15 protein-coding genes and 1 pseudogene are annotated in these 16079 nt (G+C 73.9%); 6 read left to right on the top strand and 10 right to left on the bottom strand.

Translation table 11 applies throughout. The annotated features are described in order from the left end of the window. Positions 1-135: 135 nt before the first annotated feature. On the bottom strand, positions 136-732 hold the full coding sequence (locus ACWGKU_RS20960; protein WP_452180644.1) for a DUF4396 domain-containing protein: 597 nt from the start codon (positions 730-732) through the stop codon (positions 136-138). A 144-nt stretch (positions 733-876) separates the two neighbouring features. Here ACWGKU_RS20960 and ACWGKU_RS20955 point away from each other — a divergent pair. Both ACWGKU_RS20955 and ACWGKU_RS20950 read left to right on the top strand, forming a co-directional pair. After that, positions 877-1573 (top strand): annotated as a pseudogene (locus ACWGKU_RS20955) (class I SAM-dependent methyltransferase). Between the two features lie 232 nt (positions 1574-1805). Continuing rightward, positions 1806-2648 (top strand): undecaprenyl-diphosphate phosphatase, encoded by an 843-nt coding sequence (locus ACWGKU_RS20950; protein WP_380353153.1) that lies wholly within the window; start codon positions 1806-1808, stop codon positions 2646-2648. Positions 2649-2736: 88 nt separating this feature from the next. Here the strand turns inward: ACWGKU_RS20950 and ACWGKU_RS20945 are convergent, their stop codons facing one another. Then, positions 2737-4248: a HEAT repeat domain-containing protein gene (locus ACWGKU_RS20945; RefSeq protein ID WP_401050252.1), complete on the bottom strand. Its 1512-nt coding sequence runs from the start codon at positions 4246-4248 to the stop codon at positions 2737-2739. A gap of 288 nt (positions 4249-4536) precedes the next feature. Between ACWGKU_RS20945 and ACWGKU_RS20940 the strand changes: the two genes are divergently transcribed. Continuing rightward, positions 4537-5106, top strand: a complete 570-nt coding sequence (locus tag ACWGKU_RS20940) for a hypothetical protein (RefSeq protein ID WP_452180643.1) — start codon at positions 4537-4539, stop codon at positions 5104-5106. Positions 5107-5167: 61 nt separating this feature from the next. Here ACWGKU_RS20940 and ACWGKU_RS20935 read toward each other — a convergent pair whose 3' ends face one another. After that, positions 5168-6649 (bottom strand): DNA-binding protein NsdB, encoded by a 1482-nt coding sequence (locus ACWGKU_RS20935; protein WP_401050257.1) that lies wholly within the window; start codon positions 6647-6649, stop codon positions 5168-5170. A gap of 742 nt (positions 6650-7391) precedes the next feature. Between ACWGKU_RS20935 and ACWGKU_RS20930 the strand changes: the two genes are divergently transcribed. Continuing rightward, positions 7392-8402, top strand: coding sequence for an aminoglycoside phosphotransferase family protein (locus ACWGKU_RS20930; protein WP_359914633.1), 1011 nt, complete (start codon positions 7392-7394; stop codon positions 8400-8402). A 171-nt stretch (positions 8403-8573) separates the two neighbouring features. Here the strand turns inward: ACWGKU_RS20930 and ACWGKU_RS20925 are convergent, their stop codons facing one another. The 4 genes from ACWGKU_RS20925 to ACWGKU_RS20910 form a co-directional block, all read right to left on the bottom strand. Next, positions 8574-9830 (bottom strand): acyl-CoA dehydrogenase family protein, encoded by a 1257-nt coding sequence (locus ACWGKU_RS20925; protein ID WP_452180642.1) that lies wholly within the window; start codon positions 9828-9830, stop codon positions 8574-8576. Between the two features lie 330 nt (positions 9831-10160). Next, entirely contained in the window at positions 10161-10244 is an 84-nt protein-coding gene (locus tag ACWGKU_RS20920) for a putative leader peptide (RefSeq protein WP_350526312.1), read from the bottom strand. A gap of 80 nt (positions 10245-10324) precedes the next feature. After that, positions 10325-10819 carry a hypothetical protein gene (locus ACWGKU_RS20915; protein WP_030058989.1) on the bottom strand — a complete coding sequence of 165 codons (495 nt, stop codon included), beginning with the start codon at positions 10817-10819 and terminating at the stop codon, positions 10325-10327. Between the two features lie 734 nt (positions 10820-11553). After that, positions 11554-11781, bottom strand: a complete 228-nt coding sequence (locus tag ACWGKU_RS20910) for a DUF397 domain-containing protein (protein ID WP_359914630.1) — start codon at positions 11779-11781, stop codon at positions 11554-11556. Positions 11782-12144: 363 nt separating this feature from the next. Between ACWGKU_RS20910 and ACWGKU_RS20905 the strand changes: the two genes are divergently transcribed. Continuing rightward, positions 12145-12684, top strand: coding sequence for a PTS-dependent dihydroxyacetone kinase phosphotransferase subunit DhaM (locus tag ACWGKU_RS20905; protein ID WP_359914607.1), 540 nt, complete (start codon positions 12145-12147; stop codon positions 12682-12684). A 66-nt stretch (positions 12685-12750) separates the two neighbouring features. Here ACWGKU_RS20905 and ACWGKU_RS20900 read toward each other — a convergent pair whose 3' ends face one another. The 3 genes from ACWGKU_RS20900 to ACWGKU_RS20890 all read right to left on the bottom strand — a co-directional run bounded on the left by ACWGKU_RS20900 (position 12751) and on the right by ACWGKU_RS20890 (position 14310). Then, positions 12751-13239, bottom strand: coding sequence for an NUDIX hydrolase (locus ACWGKU_RS20900; protein ID WP_452180641.1), 489 nt, complete (start codon positions 13237-13239; stop codon positions 12751-12753). A gap of 10 nt (positions 13240-13249) precedes the next feature. Then, on the bottom strand, positions 13250-13801 hold the full coding sequence (locus tag ACWGKU_RS20895) for a sugar transferase (protein ID WP_452180640.1): 552 nt from the start codon (positions 13799-13801) through the stop codon (positions 13250-13252). A gap of 284 nt (positions 13802-14085) precedes the next feature. Then, complete coding sequence (locus ACWGKU_RS20890) at positions 14086-14310, bottom strand: hypothetical protein (RefSeq protein WP_359914598.1); 225 nt, start codon at positions 14308-14310, stop codon at positions 14086-14088. Between the two features lie 450 nt (positions 14311-14760). Here ACWGKU_RS20890 and ACWGKU_RS20885 point away from each other — a divergent pair, with 450 nt between their 5' ends. After that, positions 14761-15996 (top strand): polysaccharide deacetylase family protein, encoded by a 1236-nt coding sequence (locus ACWGKU_RS20885; RefSeq protein WP_452180639.1) that lies wholly within the window; start codon positions 14761-14763, stop codon positions 15994-15996. The last annotated feature ends 83 nt before the right edge of the window (positions 15997-16079 follow it).

Raw genomic sequence — 16079 nt, 5'->3', positions numbered from 1 at the left:
GTGCGTCCCCCCCACCCTGCCCCACTCGGCGGCCCCCCCGCCTTATACGGGGCCCCCCACCCGCCGCGCCCCCCCCCACCGGCCTACGGCCCGGCGCGGGCCGCAGGCGAGAGGCTTCGACACCCTGGGGTGGTATCAGTGCCCGTGGTGGGCGTGCACCACGGCGTGGCCGCGCCCCCGGCCGATCATCCACTTGTTGACCGGGACGGTCAGCGCGAACGCCAGGGCCAGCGAACCCGCCAGCGCCACCCAGAACAACAGGTCGCCGAGGCCCGCGTCCATCGCCCCCGGGACGGTGACCATCACGGTGTTGTCGATCAGCTCCATCACCAGGATCGAGACGGTGTCGGCGGCCAGCGCGACCTTGACCGCAGCGCCGACGTCGAGGCCGGCCTTCAGCACGCCGCGCATGGTCAGCGCGTAACCGAAGACGAAGGCCAGCAGGATCGAGAGCACCACGGTCGCGCCGTTGTGCAGGCCGAAGGCGGTGCCGAGCACCATGCCCAGGATCTCGCCGATGGCGCACCCGGCGAGGCAGTGCAGGGTCGCCTGCGCGGCCGTCCGCCAGCCGGCTCCGCCACCGCCGCCGGCCTGGTGGTGGCCGCCGTGGGCCTGCTGGCCGTGGTGGCCGACATGGTCGTGCCCGTGCCGCTCATGGTGTCCGTGGTGCTCGTGAGCGGCGCGCTGCCGCTCGGCCCGCTCCTGGTGCTCGTGCTGCTCGGGGTGTGCCATGTCGTCCTCCACGCGCCCCGGCGCCCCGTTCGGCGCCGCTTCCCTCGCTCCGTCGCTGTCGAACATATACCCCCCTGGGGTATCTGACAATCCCGTTCCGACACCCTCTTCCCCTGTGCACCCGTCCGTGTTCCGATGAAGGGCATGGCAGACGAACGACGCGCGGGTTACGACGGAACGGGTGAGGGCGCGATCAGCCCGGACGGCTGCGCCGTCGAGGTGTGGAGCCCGGCTCCCCGTGGGCGACGCCCCGGACGTGATCGAGGCCGCGGTGCCGCCCGGTGCGCGCATCCTCGAACTCGGCTGCGGCGTCGGCCGGATGACGCACCCGCTGACCGATCGAGGCTTCGCAGTGACGGCCGTGGACGAGTCCCCCGACATGCTGGCCCGGGTCCGCGCGGACGTCCGCACGGTGCGCAGCCCGATCGAGGAGTTGGACCTCGGCGAGCGCTTCGACGTCGTCGTACTCGCCTCCTTCCTGGTGCACGCCGGTGACGTGACGGTCCGCCGGGGCCTGCTGGAGACCTGCCGCCGCCACGTCACCGAGGACGGCTGCGTACTGGTGCAGCGCGAGGGCGAGGACTGGCACCGGAACGTACCGCGGGAGAGCGCCATCGGCCCGGACGCCCGGGCCCGGCTGGTCTCGGCCACGCCGGTCGGCGACGGCGTCAACTCCGTGCGCTTCGAGTACGTTTTCCCGGACGGCACCTGGACACAGACCTTCCTGTCCCGCCCGCTCGACACGGAGGCGTTCGAGCGGGCGCTCGCGGAGGCCGACCTGGTGGTCGAGCGCTACCTGACCGCGGACCGCACCTGGGTCCGGGCCCGGCCGGTGCTCTAGACCCAACGCCGGGCGGGCTCCGGAGCGGCGGCGGGCTTGTGCGCAAAGCCGCGACAAAGGGTGAACAAAGAACCGTCACCTTCACCCCGTACCATCAGCCGCGCGCCGGGCTCGCGCGCGGCCCGCGGGCCGGGCGGGTCACGGCGGCCCCGCATGCCCTTCCGACCCGCAAGGACCCGCCCATGCCGCCCCTGCCCCACGCCCGACGGATATCCCCGGCGGGTGCCCGGTGATCGACTGGTTCCACGGGGCCGTCCTCGGCCTGATCCAGGGCCTCACCGAGTTCCTGCCGATCTCCTCCAGTGCCCACCTGCGGGTCTTCTCCGCCCTGTTGGGCTGGGACGACCCGGGCGCGGCCTTCACGGCCGTCACCCAGCTCGGCACCGAGACGGCGGTGCTGATCTACTTCCGCCGGGACATCGCCTCGATCATCAAGACCTGGTCGCTGTCCCTGTTCCGGCCGGCGCTGCGCTCGGACCCGGACGCGCGGATGGGCTGGTTCGTGATCATCGGCACCCTGCCGATCGGCATCCTGGGCAAGCTGTTCCAGGACACCATCGAGACCCACCTGCGCGACCTGCGGATCATCGGCACCACCCTGATCGTCTTCGGCCTGGTCCTGGCCTTCGCCGACCGCACCCGGGCCGTCCGCCACGCCCGTCCGATCACCGACCTCACGCTGCCGCACGCGGGCATCTACGGTTTCGCCCAGGCGCTGGCGCTGATCCCGGGTGTGTCCCGCTCCGGCGGCACGATCAGCGCGGGCCTGCTGCTCGGCTACAGCCGGGAGGCGGCCGCCCGCTACTCGTTCCTGCTCGCCATCCCGGCGGTGCTCGCCTCCGGGGCGCTGGAGCTGTTCAAGATCGGTGAGGGTCCGGCGCCGGCCTGGGGGCCGACCATCCTGGCCACCGTGATCGCCTTCGTGGTCGGCTACGCGGCGATCGCCTGGTTCCTGAAGTACATCTCCAGTCACAGCTTCATGCCGTTCGTGGTCTACCGGGTCCTGCTCGGCGTCCTGATCATCGGACTGGTCATCGGAGGCGTGCTGACCCCGGACGCGGGCGCGGTGAAGTAGAACCGGATTTCAGTACGAGGACCCGCGGAAACGAGTGGGCCGGGACACCGTGTCGGTGTCCCGGCCCACTGAACGTTGTGGGCCGACCCTAACGCCCGAACTCCCGGGCGGCGGTCAGTCGGCCGCGCACGGCGGCGTGGACCTCGGCCTCCTCGGCCGGGTCGGCGGCGAGCCTGCGCAACCGCTCCAGCACACGCGCGTCGCCCGTGGTGGCGACGTGGCGCGCGGCGAGCTCGCGCGTGGACTCCTCGCAGTCCCAGAGGCACTCGACGGCGGGCCCCTCGGGGAAGTGCACGTCGGTCGCGGCCAGCGCCTGGGCGGCGCGTCCGCGCAGCTCGGAGGAGGCGGCCTCGCCGTAGATGTGGCGCAGGACCGGCACGGCGTCGGCGGCGGCCAGCCGCCCCGCACCGTCCACCAGCGACCCGAGCCCGGTACCGCTGACCCCGCGCACGGAGATCCAGTGGCGCAGCCCGGCCACCACCAGCGGCGCGTCGGCCGGCTCCCCGGCGTCGGCGAGCAGCTGGACGGCGGCCTCGCCGAGCGCGCTGTCGGCGCCGCCGCTGGCCGGGTCGGCCCAGCGCCGGGCGTGGACCAGCACCTCGGGGCCGCGCATCCGGCCGAGCAGTTCCAGCGCGGCCCGGACGATCCGGTCGTCCACGTCCGCGGCGGCGGCCTCGATGAGCCCGACGGCGGCCGGGTCGCGCTGCTCGACCAGGTGGCGCAGGGCGGCCCGGCGCGCGCCGGGGAGGCCGTCGCGCGCCGCTTCCAGCAGCAGCGGGCGGTCCTCGGGCCGGACCACGGCGGTCAGGCAGCGGGCGGCAGCGGCGGCGCGGCGGTCCACCGCGTCGGGGCCGGACGGCGCGTCGGTGCCGCGTGCGGGCTCCCCACGGCCGTCGGGGCGGCCGAGGAAGGCGCCGACCCCGAGGCCGCCGAGCTCGCCCTGGTCGGCCCAGGCCAGCACGTCGGCGGTGGACCAGCCGGGGGTGACGCCGCTGCGGTTGATCTGGCGCTGCCACAGGTCGAAGGGTGACTGCTCACTGGCCGCGGCCACTCTGGGGTGGTAGGCCGCCCACAGCCGCCAGGGGCGGGGCTCGTACGCGTTGCGGATGAACTCGCGCAGCTCGGCGTCGCCCTCGGGGCCCGGCGCGAAGTGGTCCAGGACGGCGGTGCCGAGCAGCAGCAGGCCGCGGTCGTCGTCCCGCAGGGCGAGCTCGTCGAGGGCCCAGGACCAGTTGGCACCGGTAGCGGCGTACTCGCGCAGCATCAGCAGCGCGTCGCGCCGGCCGTACGCGGCGAGGTGGCCCAGGACGGAAAGGGCGAGGCCGGTGCGGCTCTCGTCGTCGGTGACCAGGTCCTCGGCGGAGTGGAGGTGGTCCTCGATGCCTTCGAGGGGGGCTTCCAGGTCCATGTAGATGCGGGCGTAGTAGAGGGAGCGGCTCTCGACCTGCCAGTCGGCTCGCGGGTCCCTGGTGACACACTCCTCCAGCGCGGCGATGGCCTCGGCACGGTCGGCGGCCAGCGCGTGGAGCTGCCCGTCACCACGGCCTCGCTGAAGGAGGCCTAGGAGGCTGGCACTGGGTGCTATCACTGGCTCGAACATGAGGTCAGCATCCGTTGCGGCGGTCGGAGTGGCAACGGGATTTCCGTCGCCGGGGTCTCTGGTCGGTACTGCGGTGGGCGCCCGGGCGCCGGAATCACCGAAGGTTACCGCCTCGGGCCCCGGTCCGCACACAGGGCGACGAAGGCTCCGGCCACAGTGGCATATGCCAGAGGAATTTTGCCTGCGTTCTGTCCAAATCGCCCGCAAGGGTGACGACGCTGTGCGACAGTCTTCTCACTGTCCGAACGGCTCGCACCCCACGGGCCGTACCCGAGCGATGGGTTCGCCATGAACATGCCCTTAGGCGCCACCCGCCCGCCGGGAGCCGCCGCGGTGGACGGCGCCCCGACGGGCGGGAGCGGCACGGTGCACGGCACCGCGGCGGACGTTCCCGGCACCGCGGGCGGAAACGGTGCCGGCGACGGCACGGGCGACGCCGGCAGCGGAACGGACGGCAGAGTGGACGGCACCACGCAGGAGCCGTCCGGCCGCTACCTGGACAACGGCGGCGGCCACGGCGGAATCGACGACGGTCTGCTCGGCTCCGCCGCATGGGACCTGCTCACCGACGGGATCCACTGGAGCCCGGAGACCTACCTCCTCCTCGGCTGCGACCCGGACCACGGCCCGCTCAGCCTCGACCGGCTGCCCGACCGCCTCCCCGAAGCGGACCGGCCGCTGCTGCGGCGGATGATGACCGACGCCCTGGTGCACGGCCGCCACGCCGCCGGCACCCTGCGGGTCCGCCGCCCCTGCGGACGGCACGACGGCGTCGAGTGCGCGAGCGAGCCCGTCCTCGGCACGGACGGCACCGTGGTCGCCCTGCACATGCTGCTCCGCCCGGCCCCGCCGCTCTGACTCCGACGGACGCGCGCCCGCGTCCCCGGGGCGCACCCGCCGGGGGCCACCCGGGAGCCCGTCAGGTCAGCCGCCGCCGGTTCTTGGCGTCCGCCGCCCGCAGCTCCCGGCCCAGCTCCTCCCGCAGCTCGTCCACCACCGCCAGCCCCTGGTACTGCGCGGTCAGCCGGTACATCTCCCGCAGCCGGTCCCAGGTCCGGTGCGAGGAGTTCTGGCCGATCAGGTTCAGCACCATCTTGGCCTGGAACCGTGCCGCGTCCGGCTCCCCGGTGATCAGGTGCACCGACGCCAGGGTGATCCGGTCGAACAACGCCGAACGCAGCTGCCCGGTGCCCTCCCGCAGCGTGATCACCCGCTCCGCGTGCCGACGGGCCTCGGCGGCCGCCGCCGGGACGTGCTCCGACAGCGTGCGCAGCACCAGGGCCTGCATACCGCGCAGTTCGGCTTCGTCGAACACCTGCATCCACGAGGGCGGCGGCTCCGACGCCTCCTCGCCGAACAGGTCCTCGGCCTCCCCCAGCAGCCGGTAGGTGTCCTGGGAGTGCCCGATCGACGCGTGCGCCCACGCCTCGACGGTATTGAGCATGGCGCGCGTTCTAGGCAGCAGCCGCCCGCCGGCCGCCTTGGCCGCCGACATCAGGTCGAGCGCGTCGTCGGCCCGGCCCAGGTGCACCATCTGCCGTGCGGCCCGGGAGATCGCCTCACCCGCCCGCGGCCGGTCGCCGGCCTCCTTGGCCGCGTCCGCCGCCATCATGAAGTACTTCTGGGCGGTGGGCTCCAGGCCCACGTCGTGCGACATCCAGCCCGCCAGCACCGCCAGGTTGGCCGCGACCAGCCACAGCCGCTGCTCGACCGCCGGTGCGTGCCGGTGCGTCAACAGCCCGCCGACCTCGTTCAGTTGGCCGACCACCGCCTTGCGCTGCAAGCCGCCGCCGCGGGCGGCGTCCCAGGCCCGGAACACCTGCACCGAGTGCTCCAGCGACTCCACCTCGTCGAACCCGACCGGGCCCGCGTCGTACACGTCCACCACCGGGTGCGCTCCGCTCCCGGTGACCACCTGTCGCGGCCCGGGGACGGACGCCGCGTACGCGACCGCGTCCCCTCCCAGCCAGCCCTTCAGCGAGTCGGCGATGACCGCCCCGGCCGTGAGCGCGGCTCCGGCGCCCACCAATCCACGTCGGTTCAGCATGAGGTCCATTCCCGTGAACTCGGTGAGGACCGCGGCTGTTCGATCCGGCGACCACGGGACTGCTCCGGACGTGTCCGCTCCGGACCTGGTGGGCCGGTGTCGTTCCAGACCGAGGTCCTCAGTGGTGACGACACGGCCGAGCCGCTCCGTGAACACGGCCGCCAGCACCCTCGGCACCGGATCGCGCGGGATCTCCCCCTGCTCGATCCAACGCCGTACCCTCGACGTGTCGGTGGACAGCTGCAGCTGACCCATCGCGGCACCCCGACGGTTGACCAGCCGCGCCAGCTCGCCCTTCGACCATCCGGTCAGGACGAACAGATCGGCCAGTCGGGTGTTGGGTTCCCTGCTCAATGAAGCCCCCAGGTTCCTCGGCTGATCCGAGGCTAGAGGCTCGGGCAAGTGCCGGGCGAGCATTCGCCACCGTTCGCCAGGGCCCGCCAGACTACTAAGCCAGTGCCCGACGGGTGTGTTGTAGGGGTGCGCCACCTCGCCCCCCGGGTCGGGCGGCGTCCCACCAGCGTCGGGGCTGTCCCCCCGACGGTGGCGCGGGGCGCTCCCGGTCCTCACCCGAGGGGGTGGCGCGGCCGGGTGGCGCGGGAGCGCCGGGCACGGCCACGGCAGTCCGGCCGACCGCATTCCCCAGGGTGCGGACGGCCGGAGCACCGCCGAACAGGGGTTCCTGACCCCGCGTCCGTGCCCGGCGCCCGCGCACCACCCCCCGCACGGCACGACGTACCGCACCACCCGACGTACCGCACCACCCGCAGGGCCGCCGTCACGCCAGGAAGCACACGGCACCGGCCCTCCCCCGCCCCCGCGGGGCAACACCCGCCGACGGACCGGAAGGGACCACCCTCAGCCCATGTACTCCTCAGCGACGACCCCCACGCCCACCGCGACCCGCCCCGCGCTGCGCCCCCCCGCCGCAGCCGCCGGCCGCACCGGCCCGAGGGCGGTGCCCCCGGCGAGCCGTCCGGCGGCCCCGCGCGGCGCGGAGGGCCGGGCCACGGACACCCGGGTCGTCCCGACCGGCCGCACGGCGCCGGGCCCCACCGGCCGTACCGCGCTGGGGCTGCGCGCCCCCGAGACCGCCATGCCGGCCGGTGGCCGGATGCCGCTGGCCCGGCAGGCCGACGGCCAGGTGCTGCGGGCCCGGCGGCCCGGCCAGCCCGGCGGCGGCCCCGAGCGGATCGATCCCTCGGCGCTCCAGACCCCGGCGGTCCGGGCGGCGCTCGCCAGTGTCGCGCGGATATGTCCCGCGTTCACCCCGCGCCAGGTCCTGCGCGAGGGCAGCCGCCACATCCTGGTGGCGGGCACCATCGGGCGGGCTCCGGTGGTCGCCAAGTGCCTGGCGCCGCAGGCGGTGCGGAGTGAGTACTTCGAGCAGCTGGTGGCCGACTTCCACCACGAGGTCGCGGTCTACCGGGCGTTCGTCCGGCACCGCCCGCCGGTGCGGCTGCCCCGACTGGTGGCGGCCGACCACGACCGGTGCGTGCTGGTCATGGAGCGCGTCCCCGGGCGCCCGGCCGCCCGCGAGCGCCACCCGGTCAACGCGCCCACCCCGGGCGAGGTGCGGGCGCTGCTCACCGCGGTCCGCACGCTGAACCTGTGGCGGCCGCCGACCGACGTCTTCCAGCCGCGCCTGGACTACCAGTTGGAGATCGCCCGCTACCACTCGGTGGGCCAGCTCACCGACCGGGACGCCGGCGACCTGCGCGGCCTGCTGCACGGCCTCGGCCACACCCCGCTCCAGCTCTGCCACGGCGACGCCCTGCTCAGCAACATGCTGCTGGCGCCGTCCGGCCCGGTGCTGGTCGACTGGGAGCAGGCCGGCTGGTACCTGCCCGGCTACGACCTGGCGGTGCTCTGGAGCGTCCTGTCCGGGGACACCGCGGCACGCCGCCAGATCAGCCAACTCGCCCAGAACGGCGGCACGATGGCCCGGGACGCGTTCCTGGTGAATCTGGTGCTGGTGCTCATGCGGGAGATCCGGCTGTACGACGTGCCGGGCGCCGGCGAGGAGCAGCGGATCATGATCCGCCGGCTCTACGACGACGCGGCGCTCGCCCGCCGCGCCGTCCGCGCCGCGGTCGGGACCCGCTGAGCCACGGGGGTCCGGCCCCGTCCCGCCCGCCCTGCCCTGCTCGCCCCGCTGGTCGGCGCGGGCGGGGCGCGGCGGTGGGGCCCGGGCATCGCCGGGCGGAGGTCGGGGGCCTCTCCCGGCCGCCGGGCCGGGGCACGTCGTGGCTCCGGGAACGACCGCCGGGCCCGGGCGCTACGGCCGGGTGCCCCGTTCGAGCGCGGCCCGTCCGACGGCCTCCAGGACGGTCTCGTCGACGGCCAGGTGCACCCGGCTGCTGAGCACGTCCCGCAGGTAGCGCTCCAGCGGGTGACGCCGGCTCAGGCCGGGGTTGCCGGTGAGGGCGACGGCCTGCTGGACCACCGCCGTCGCGGCCCGGGTCGCCAGCAGGTGGGCCGGACCTGTCCGGGCGACCGCCTCCGGCTCGCCCCGGTCCACCCGGGAGGCCAGCCCCTCGACCAGTTCCTCGGCACCGATCAGCTGGGCCTCGATCTCGCCGAGGGCGGTCCGGTAGCGCGGCAGAGTGCCGAGCGGCTCGGTCAGGTTGGCCGGAGTGCGCTGGTTGAGGAAACGGATCAGCCAGGCCTCGGCGGCCCGGGCGACGCCGATCGCCACCGCGGAGAGGGCCAGGTCGTGCCAGGCCAGGGAGAGTTCGGCCTCGGCGTCGACGCTCTGACGGGCCGTCCGGCGGCCGATGGTCAGGCCGAGCGCGAGGTCGACCGGCACCCGGACCCCGTCCAGTACGACATCGTGGCTGGCGCTGGCCCGCAGGCCGAGCTGGTCCCAGGTCGGGTCGATCTCCAGGCCCTCGCTCTCGCCGCGGACCAGGAAGGTGCCGACCCTCGGCTCCTCCTCGTCGGTCCGCGCGGTGACCGCCATCCAGGCGAGCGCCTCGGCGCCGGTGCAGTACGTCTTCCGGCCCGTCAGCAGCCAGCCGTCGCCGTCCCGTCGGGCGACCGTGGCGGGCAGCTCGCCCACGACGGCCCCGGGCTCCGCCCGCAGGGTGTTGATCAGTACCGGGCCGCGCCGGGACTCGGTGAGCAGCCGCCGGTAGCCGGCCGTCGGCCAGTCGGCGCGGCGGGCCTGCTCGGCGTGCCGGAGCAGGGTGAAGGCGGTGACCACGGCCACCGAGGCGTCGCCGCGGCCGAGTTGGGACAGCACCCGGACGGTGTCGGCGAGCGTTCCGCCCGGACCGCCGTACCGCGCGGAGACGGTGAGGGTGAGCAGCCCGGCCTCGTGGACCGCCTCGATCCCCTGGTAGGGGAAGGTCGCGTCGCGGTCGTGCTCCTCGGCGCGGGCGGCCAGCAGGTCGACCACCCGGGGCAGCCCGGCGAGAGCGGCCTCGATCCCGGTGCGGTCGGGCACGGGGTCGGTGGTGGCGGAGGCGGAAGCGGAAGCGGCGGGCGCGGTGGCGGAGGCGGAACGCACCGGGCCGGCGGAAGCGGCGGGCACGGGACCGGCGGAACCGGTGGGTGTGGAACCGGTGGATTCGAGATGGCCGGAATCGGACCGGTCGGAATCCGCCGTTCGCGGGGCGGTCCGGGAACGGCGTTCGGCGGGAGCGCCCTCGGACGCACGATCGACGGTCGAACGGTTGACGGTGCGGGTCGTCATGATGCGGTGCCTCCGGGCGACAGCGTGGGCTCGGCGAATGCGGGCGGCACGCCGTACGGGCGCGCGGTACCGACTGGCGGCCCCGGAGGCCGGCTCACGGCCCGCCCCCTGGTGTCGGCGCCGACCGGACACCGGTCGACCGCCCGCCGCCGGGGGGCGAATCCCCCCTCAGCGGCCCGGACACGCCGCGCTGGCGGTGCGCCGCAGGTCCAGATGCCTGCGACGGGTCAGCAGCGGGAGACGGCACGGCATGTTCGCGACTGTACGAACCGTTGATCGATACCGTCAAGCAGCGTCCGCCCCCCGGGCGGGACCGGCCGGCCCCGCCGGGATCAGCCCTGCTGGAACATGTCCGCGGGGAGCGGCTTCAGCAGCTGATACAGGTCGTCCGAAATCGGTCGGTCCCAGGACGCGATGGTGACCAGGACGCCGTCGCTGCGGCCGAACTGGGCGCAGAACACGCGTTCCTCGCTGACCTTGACCTTCTTCACGATCAGCAGGTCGTCCCCGAGCATCACCGGGAAGTCCTCGGCCGAGACGAACTCGACCGGCTCGTCGTTCTCCAGCGCCGCGAGCAGCTGCCGCACCTCGAAGGGCACGTCGTCGCCGGTCTCCCGGGCGGGCGAACCCTCGGGGAGGTTGCCGATGAACATCGCCGGGCCTCTGCCGCCGAACAGGTCGTAGCGCAGGAAAATCCCCTGGCAGGAGCCGTCCGGGCCGGTCATCATGGCCGCACCGAAGTCACCGGGCCAGTCACCCGGGTCCATCGCGAGCACGTCGAAGTCCGGGCCGGCGGGCTGTCCGGAGCGACGGCGGAGAAAAGACATGGGAACATCGTACGTGTCCGGCAGACCACGCTCGCGAGGTGGGTGGGGCGCCGCCGGGGGACGAGCGGGAGATCGACGCTCAGAGACCAATGTTGACTCTGAGCAACCGTCCGGGCTACGTTCGGTTCAGCACGACAGCCGTTCTGGGTTTCACCCTTCGGGGGGACGGCATGTCGCAACGCGGCCCTACACGCGTTTCCCTCACTGTGCACTTGTCGTGCCGAACCGCCGAGCACCCAGCTTCGTCGTCGCACACAGCACGAACACACAAGCCAACAGTTCCATGCATCACAAGCCAGATCCGCGGGGCCCCGGCCCGTCGCTCCCGTGGATCTGCTCGGGACGCCGCCGCGTGGGGGCGTGCGGGTCCCGAGCATCGGTGCCGTCATCCGAGTCGCTCTCGGCGTCGGCGCCAACCTCCCGGCGACTGCCGGCCCCTCATGGGGCCGGGACCGGCCGACGCACCCCGGTGCGCAGGGGATGACTGGGAGGATGGCCTGGCAGTAGTGCCGGGCCGCACAGCAGGCGCCGTGTCTGGCCGCGTGGGGGCGGTGGGCACGGCGTCTGCCCGTGCTCATACTCTGAGCTGCGTTTGTCTAACAGTCAACAGAAATTCTGACGGGGCACGCTCAATGGATCATCACTTGTGATGTTCGGACCCGAAAGATCGTCTGCGGAGCGGACCCCCGTCGATCGGGGGTCCGCTCCCGCTGTGAACCGCCCGGCGCGCCGCCTCAGGTGAGGTCGAACTCGCCGTCCCGGGCGCCGAGCACGAAGGCCCGCCACTCGCCCGGCGTGAAGACCAGGACCGGCCCGTCCTCCTGGCGGCCGTCCCGCATCCCGATGTAGCCGTCCACGAAGGCGATCTGCACGTCCCCGACGCCCTGACTGCTGCACAGCCACTCCGCCCCGGTGAAGTCCACCCTGGGCTTCCCGTTCGGCGCCAACTCCGGCCGCGCCACGCCGGCCTCCGTATTCGTCCCGCTGCTGGATCCCACTGACCGATCTCCTCCCGACGACGTTCCGGAGCCAGCCTAGCCACACCGCCCGGCCCCGGTCAGCGGGTTGACGAGGACTCCTCCGGGCGGGGACGGACACCGCCGGAGGACGGGTCGAGGCGTGTCCCGACCGGCGGGGGCGGCGGGCAGCTGCCAGAGTGCTGCCAGGGCGCCGCCCGACCGCCCTGCCGGCCCGTGCCACTCGAACGATTCAGCCACCGATCCGGACGCCGATCCATTCACCGGCCCCGCCCACCGGTCCGCCCACTGACCCGCCCAACGATCCATCCACCGGTCCACCCAACGATCCGCTCAAGGGAGCAGCCGATGAGCCGCCGGGACGGCACCCGCGCCGACGTCATCCCCATCTCCGACGCCCCCTCGGCCCACCCCCCGGCACCCCGTACGCCCCCCTCGCCCACCTCGTTGCCCCGGCCGACCCCCGCCCGGCCCGCCGTGCACGGGCGGGTCGGGATCGTCCTGGTCTCGCACAGCCAGGAACTGGCCACCGCCGTACGTTCCCTCGCGCTCGCGTTGACCGGATCCGACTCCCCCGCGCCGGTCGCCGCCACCGGCGGCGACCCATCGGACGGACCGGGCATCAGCGCCGTCCTGGTCGCCGCCGCGACCCGACGGGTGGACCAGGGCCACGGCGTGGTGGTGCTCGCCGACCTGGGCGGGGCGGTCACCACCGTCCGCGCGCTGCTGTCCGACGCGGACGAGCACGGACTGCCGTTCCCCGTCAGGTTCGCCAACGCCCCGTTCGTCGAGGGCGCGGTGGCCGCCACCGCGACCGCCACGGCGGGCGGGGACCTGGCCGCGGTGCTGGACGCGGCGGAGGAGGCCTACCGGCAGTACAAGGGCTGATCTCGCCCGGGCGGGGCCCGGTGGGTCGGGCGGGCGCGGCAGGCTCGGCGGGTGGGCCGCTCGGGCTCAGGGGCGCTCCTTGCCCTCCCAGGTGAAGACCGTCGGCCCCTCGCACTCCAGCGCGTGGCGCAGCCGTTCGTGCTCGGTCTCGATCATCGGCGGCAGCTCGTCCAGCCCGAACCAGCCGACGTCCAACGACTCGTCGTCGTTCACCCGTGCCTCGCCGCCGACCGCGCGGCAGCGGAAGGTCAGCACCAGGTACTGCGTCACATCGCCGTTCGGGTACGTGACCTGCGGCGAGACCGTGACGGAGGCGAGCAGCTCGGGCACGACCACCACCCCGGTCTCCTCCTCGCACTCGCGCACCACGCCGTCGGCGGGCTGCTCGCCCGGGTCGAGGATGCCGCCGACCGGCGCCCACCGGCCGTCGTCGGCCCGGCGGGCCAGCAGCACCCGGTCGCGGTCGTCCAGCACGACGGCGACGACGGCGCTGAGCCAGAGCGGACGGGTACCCACGATGGCGCGGAGCTCGGCGAGGAAGGGGGGAATGGCCATGAACCGCAGCCTATCGGGGCGGTTCCGGGCCGACCCGGTGCGCCCGGCCGGTGTCGGGCCGCAGCAGGGCGAGCACGGTGAGCCCGAGGATGTGCAGGTCGAGCCCGAGCGAGCGGTGCTCGACGTACCAGAGATCGAGTTCGGCCCACTCGGGACGGCTGAGCGGGCGGGGCGTCCGGCCGCGGTCCAGGGCGTGCAGTTGGGCCCAGCCGGTGAGGCCGGGCCGCACCGCGAGTCGGCCGCGCTCTCGGCGGGAGTAGCCCACGACCTGGACGGGGCTGGCCGGCCGGGGACCGATCACCCCCATCTCGCCGCGCACCACGTTCCACAGCCGGGGCAGCTCGTCCAGGCCGGTGCGGCGCAACAGGGTGGTGAGCCGGCCGTCCCCGCCGGTCCGGAAGCGCAGGATCTGGAACTCGCGGCCGTGCCGTCCGGTCCGCGTCTGCCGCTGGAGCACCGGGCCACCGGCGGCGCAGCGGAGCAGGACGGCGATCAGCAGGGCCAGCGGCAGCGCGACGATCGCGGCCAGGGCGGCGACGGCGAGGTCGCCGGCGCGTCTCATGAGGTGGCCACGGCACGATCCGGTCTGCCGCCCATCGCTCCCCCTCCGCGGCGCTTCGAGTCGAGCCGGAAGAACGCATTCACAGTAGAGGCGGGATGAAGCCGTTGTCCGGGAATGGTGAAAGAAGAGGACCAGAGATTGTCAGACTGGACGATATTCAGTCGGTCTGACCAATTTCGCTCGATCTGCCGTTTCGAAATGCCGAGAGCGATCGACATAACGGGTGGGGGCGACGCCCGAACGAAACCCGCCTGCCGCACGGCCGGCACCCCGGCCGGGAGCCGTCAGAGCACGGCGCGGCGACGGTCGCGGAACACGCCGAACGCGATCCGGCCCAGCAGCAGGACGCCGGCGGCCAGACAGCCGGCCACCGCCATCGCCCAGGCCGGCCCGTCACTGTCCGGCACGAACACGGCCACGGCGATGCCGAGCACCAGGCAGGCCAAGCCCACCACGGCCAGCGGGAGCTGGTGGGTGACCAGCGCTCCGCCACTGCACGCGCGAGCCATTCGGGAGGCCCCGTGGAGATGGAAGGGGTCACGGTCCGCATCTGCCATGAGCCCAAGGTACCCCGGGACGGGGCGAGTGGCAGCCCGCAGGGAGTGAAGGGTCGAACACCCTCTGCAACCGGAGAATCCGGGCTGGTCAGGGGCCCACCGAGATCGCCGCGAGGTGTGTCCGAGACGTCGGCGCGGGCATTCCGGCTCCACAATCAGTCCACGAAAAATCCTCGTCCCCCCGGTACAACCATCGGTCCGGTACAGCGGTCTCAATGGCATTGAGTGATCCAGGAGCCGTTCGAGGGTGGGCGTGAACCCCCACCGAGAACAGGAATATCCAGGAGCGGAGCCGCCGCCCCTGGAGTCGGAGGCCGGGCTCCGTCCTCCGGCGGTACCGCCACGCCGCTCGGCGAACGAGGGGGAACCGTGCCGCAGTCCCAGTCCAGTACATCGATCTCCATGGCCCGCGCCCGGCCGGCACCCGGCCTGCGCGCGCTGCCCCCGCCCGCCGGACGGCCCGCCGACCGTCTGCACGGCGGGCTGCTCCACGGCGAACTTCTGCACGACGAGCTTCTGCACGACGAACTTCTGCACAGTGAGCTTCTGCGCAGTGAGCTTCTTCAGGGCGACCATCGACACGGCGAGCCTCGGCATCGCGAGCCTCGGCCCGGCGGGCACCGGGACGGCGGACACCGGGATGTCGGGCACCGGGACGGCGGGGGCCGTCACAGCGGGCACCGGGACGGCGGGGGCCGTCACCGGGCGGCCGGCGGCACGGAACAGCAGGACGCTCGGGGCGAATGGCTGCGGTTCGCCCCCGTCCAGCCGCTGTTCCGGGCCCTGGCCGCCCAGCGACTCGCCGTGCTCGCCTACCACGGGGTGACCGACCACCACTCCTTCGGCGCCCAGCTCGACCGGCTCCAGCGGCTCGCGACACCCGTCTCGCTCGGCGCGGTCCTCCAGGCCGTCACCGAGCGGCGGCCGCTGCCGCCCAGGAGCGTCCTGGTCACCTTCGACGACGCCGACCGGAGCGTGCTCACCCACGCCCTGCCGGCCCTCGACGCCCGGGGCATTCCGGCCACCGCGTTCGTCATCTCGGAGCTCATCGGCACCGAGCGGCCGTTCTGGTGGCACGAAGCCGACTTCCTGGCCCGGCACGGGGGCCGGGCCCGCTCGCTCGACTGCGGACACCCGTCCCAACTGCTCCGGCGACTCAAGGCCATGCCGGACCCGGACCGCCGACGCAGCCTGCACGAGCTGCGGGTCAGCGCCGACCGCCGGCCACCCCGCCAGGAGCAGCTGACCCCGGCCGACCTGCTCGCCCTGCGGGACGGGGGCGTCGCCATCGGCAACCACACCCAGGGGCACCCGTGCCTCGGACGCTGCGACGACGACACCGTGCGCACCGAGATCACCGGTGCCCACGAGGCCCTCACCCACTGGCTGGGCGAACCACCGATCGCCTTCGCCTACCCGGACGGCGGCCACGACGTCCGTGCTGAAACCGTTCTGCAGGAGCTCGGCTACCGCCTCGGCTTCCTCTCCGACCACCGCCTGGGCCCCCGGCTCCCCTCCCATCCCCTCCAGATCAGCCGCCTCCAGGTCGACTCCACCACCAGCACCCGCCGCTTCGACACCATCCTGTCCGGCCTGGAACCCGCCTACCGCCGCTGGCGCCGTCAAGCCGTCGCCTAACGGGGGCACCAGGCCCCACCTGCGCGGACGTACTGGGGGGGGGCCCCAATAAAGGCGGGCCCCACCCCCCCCCCCCACGCCCC

The sequence above is a fragment of the Kitasatospora sp. NPDC054768 genome (assembly GCF_053612025.1).
This window is presented reverse-complemented; position numbering and strand designations above follow the sequence as displayed.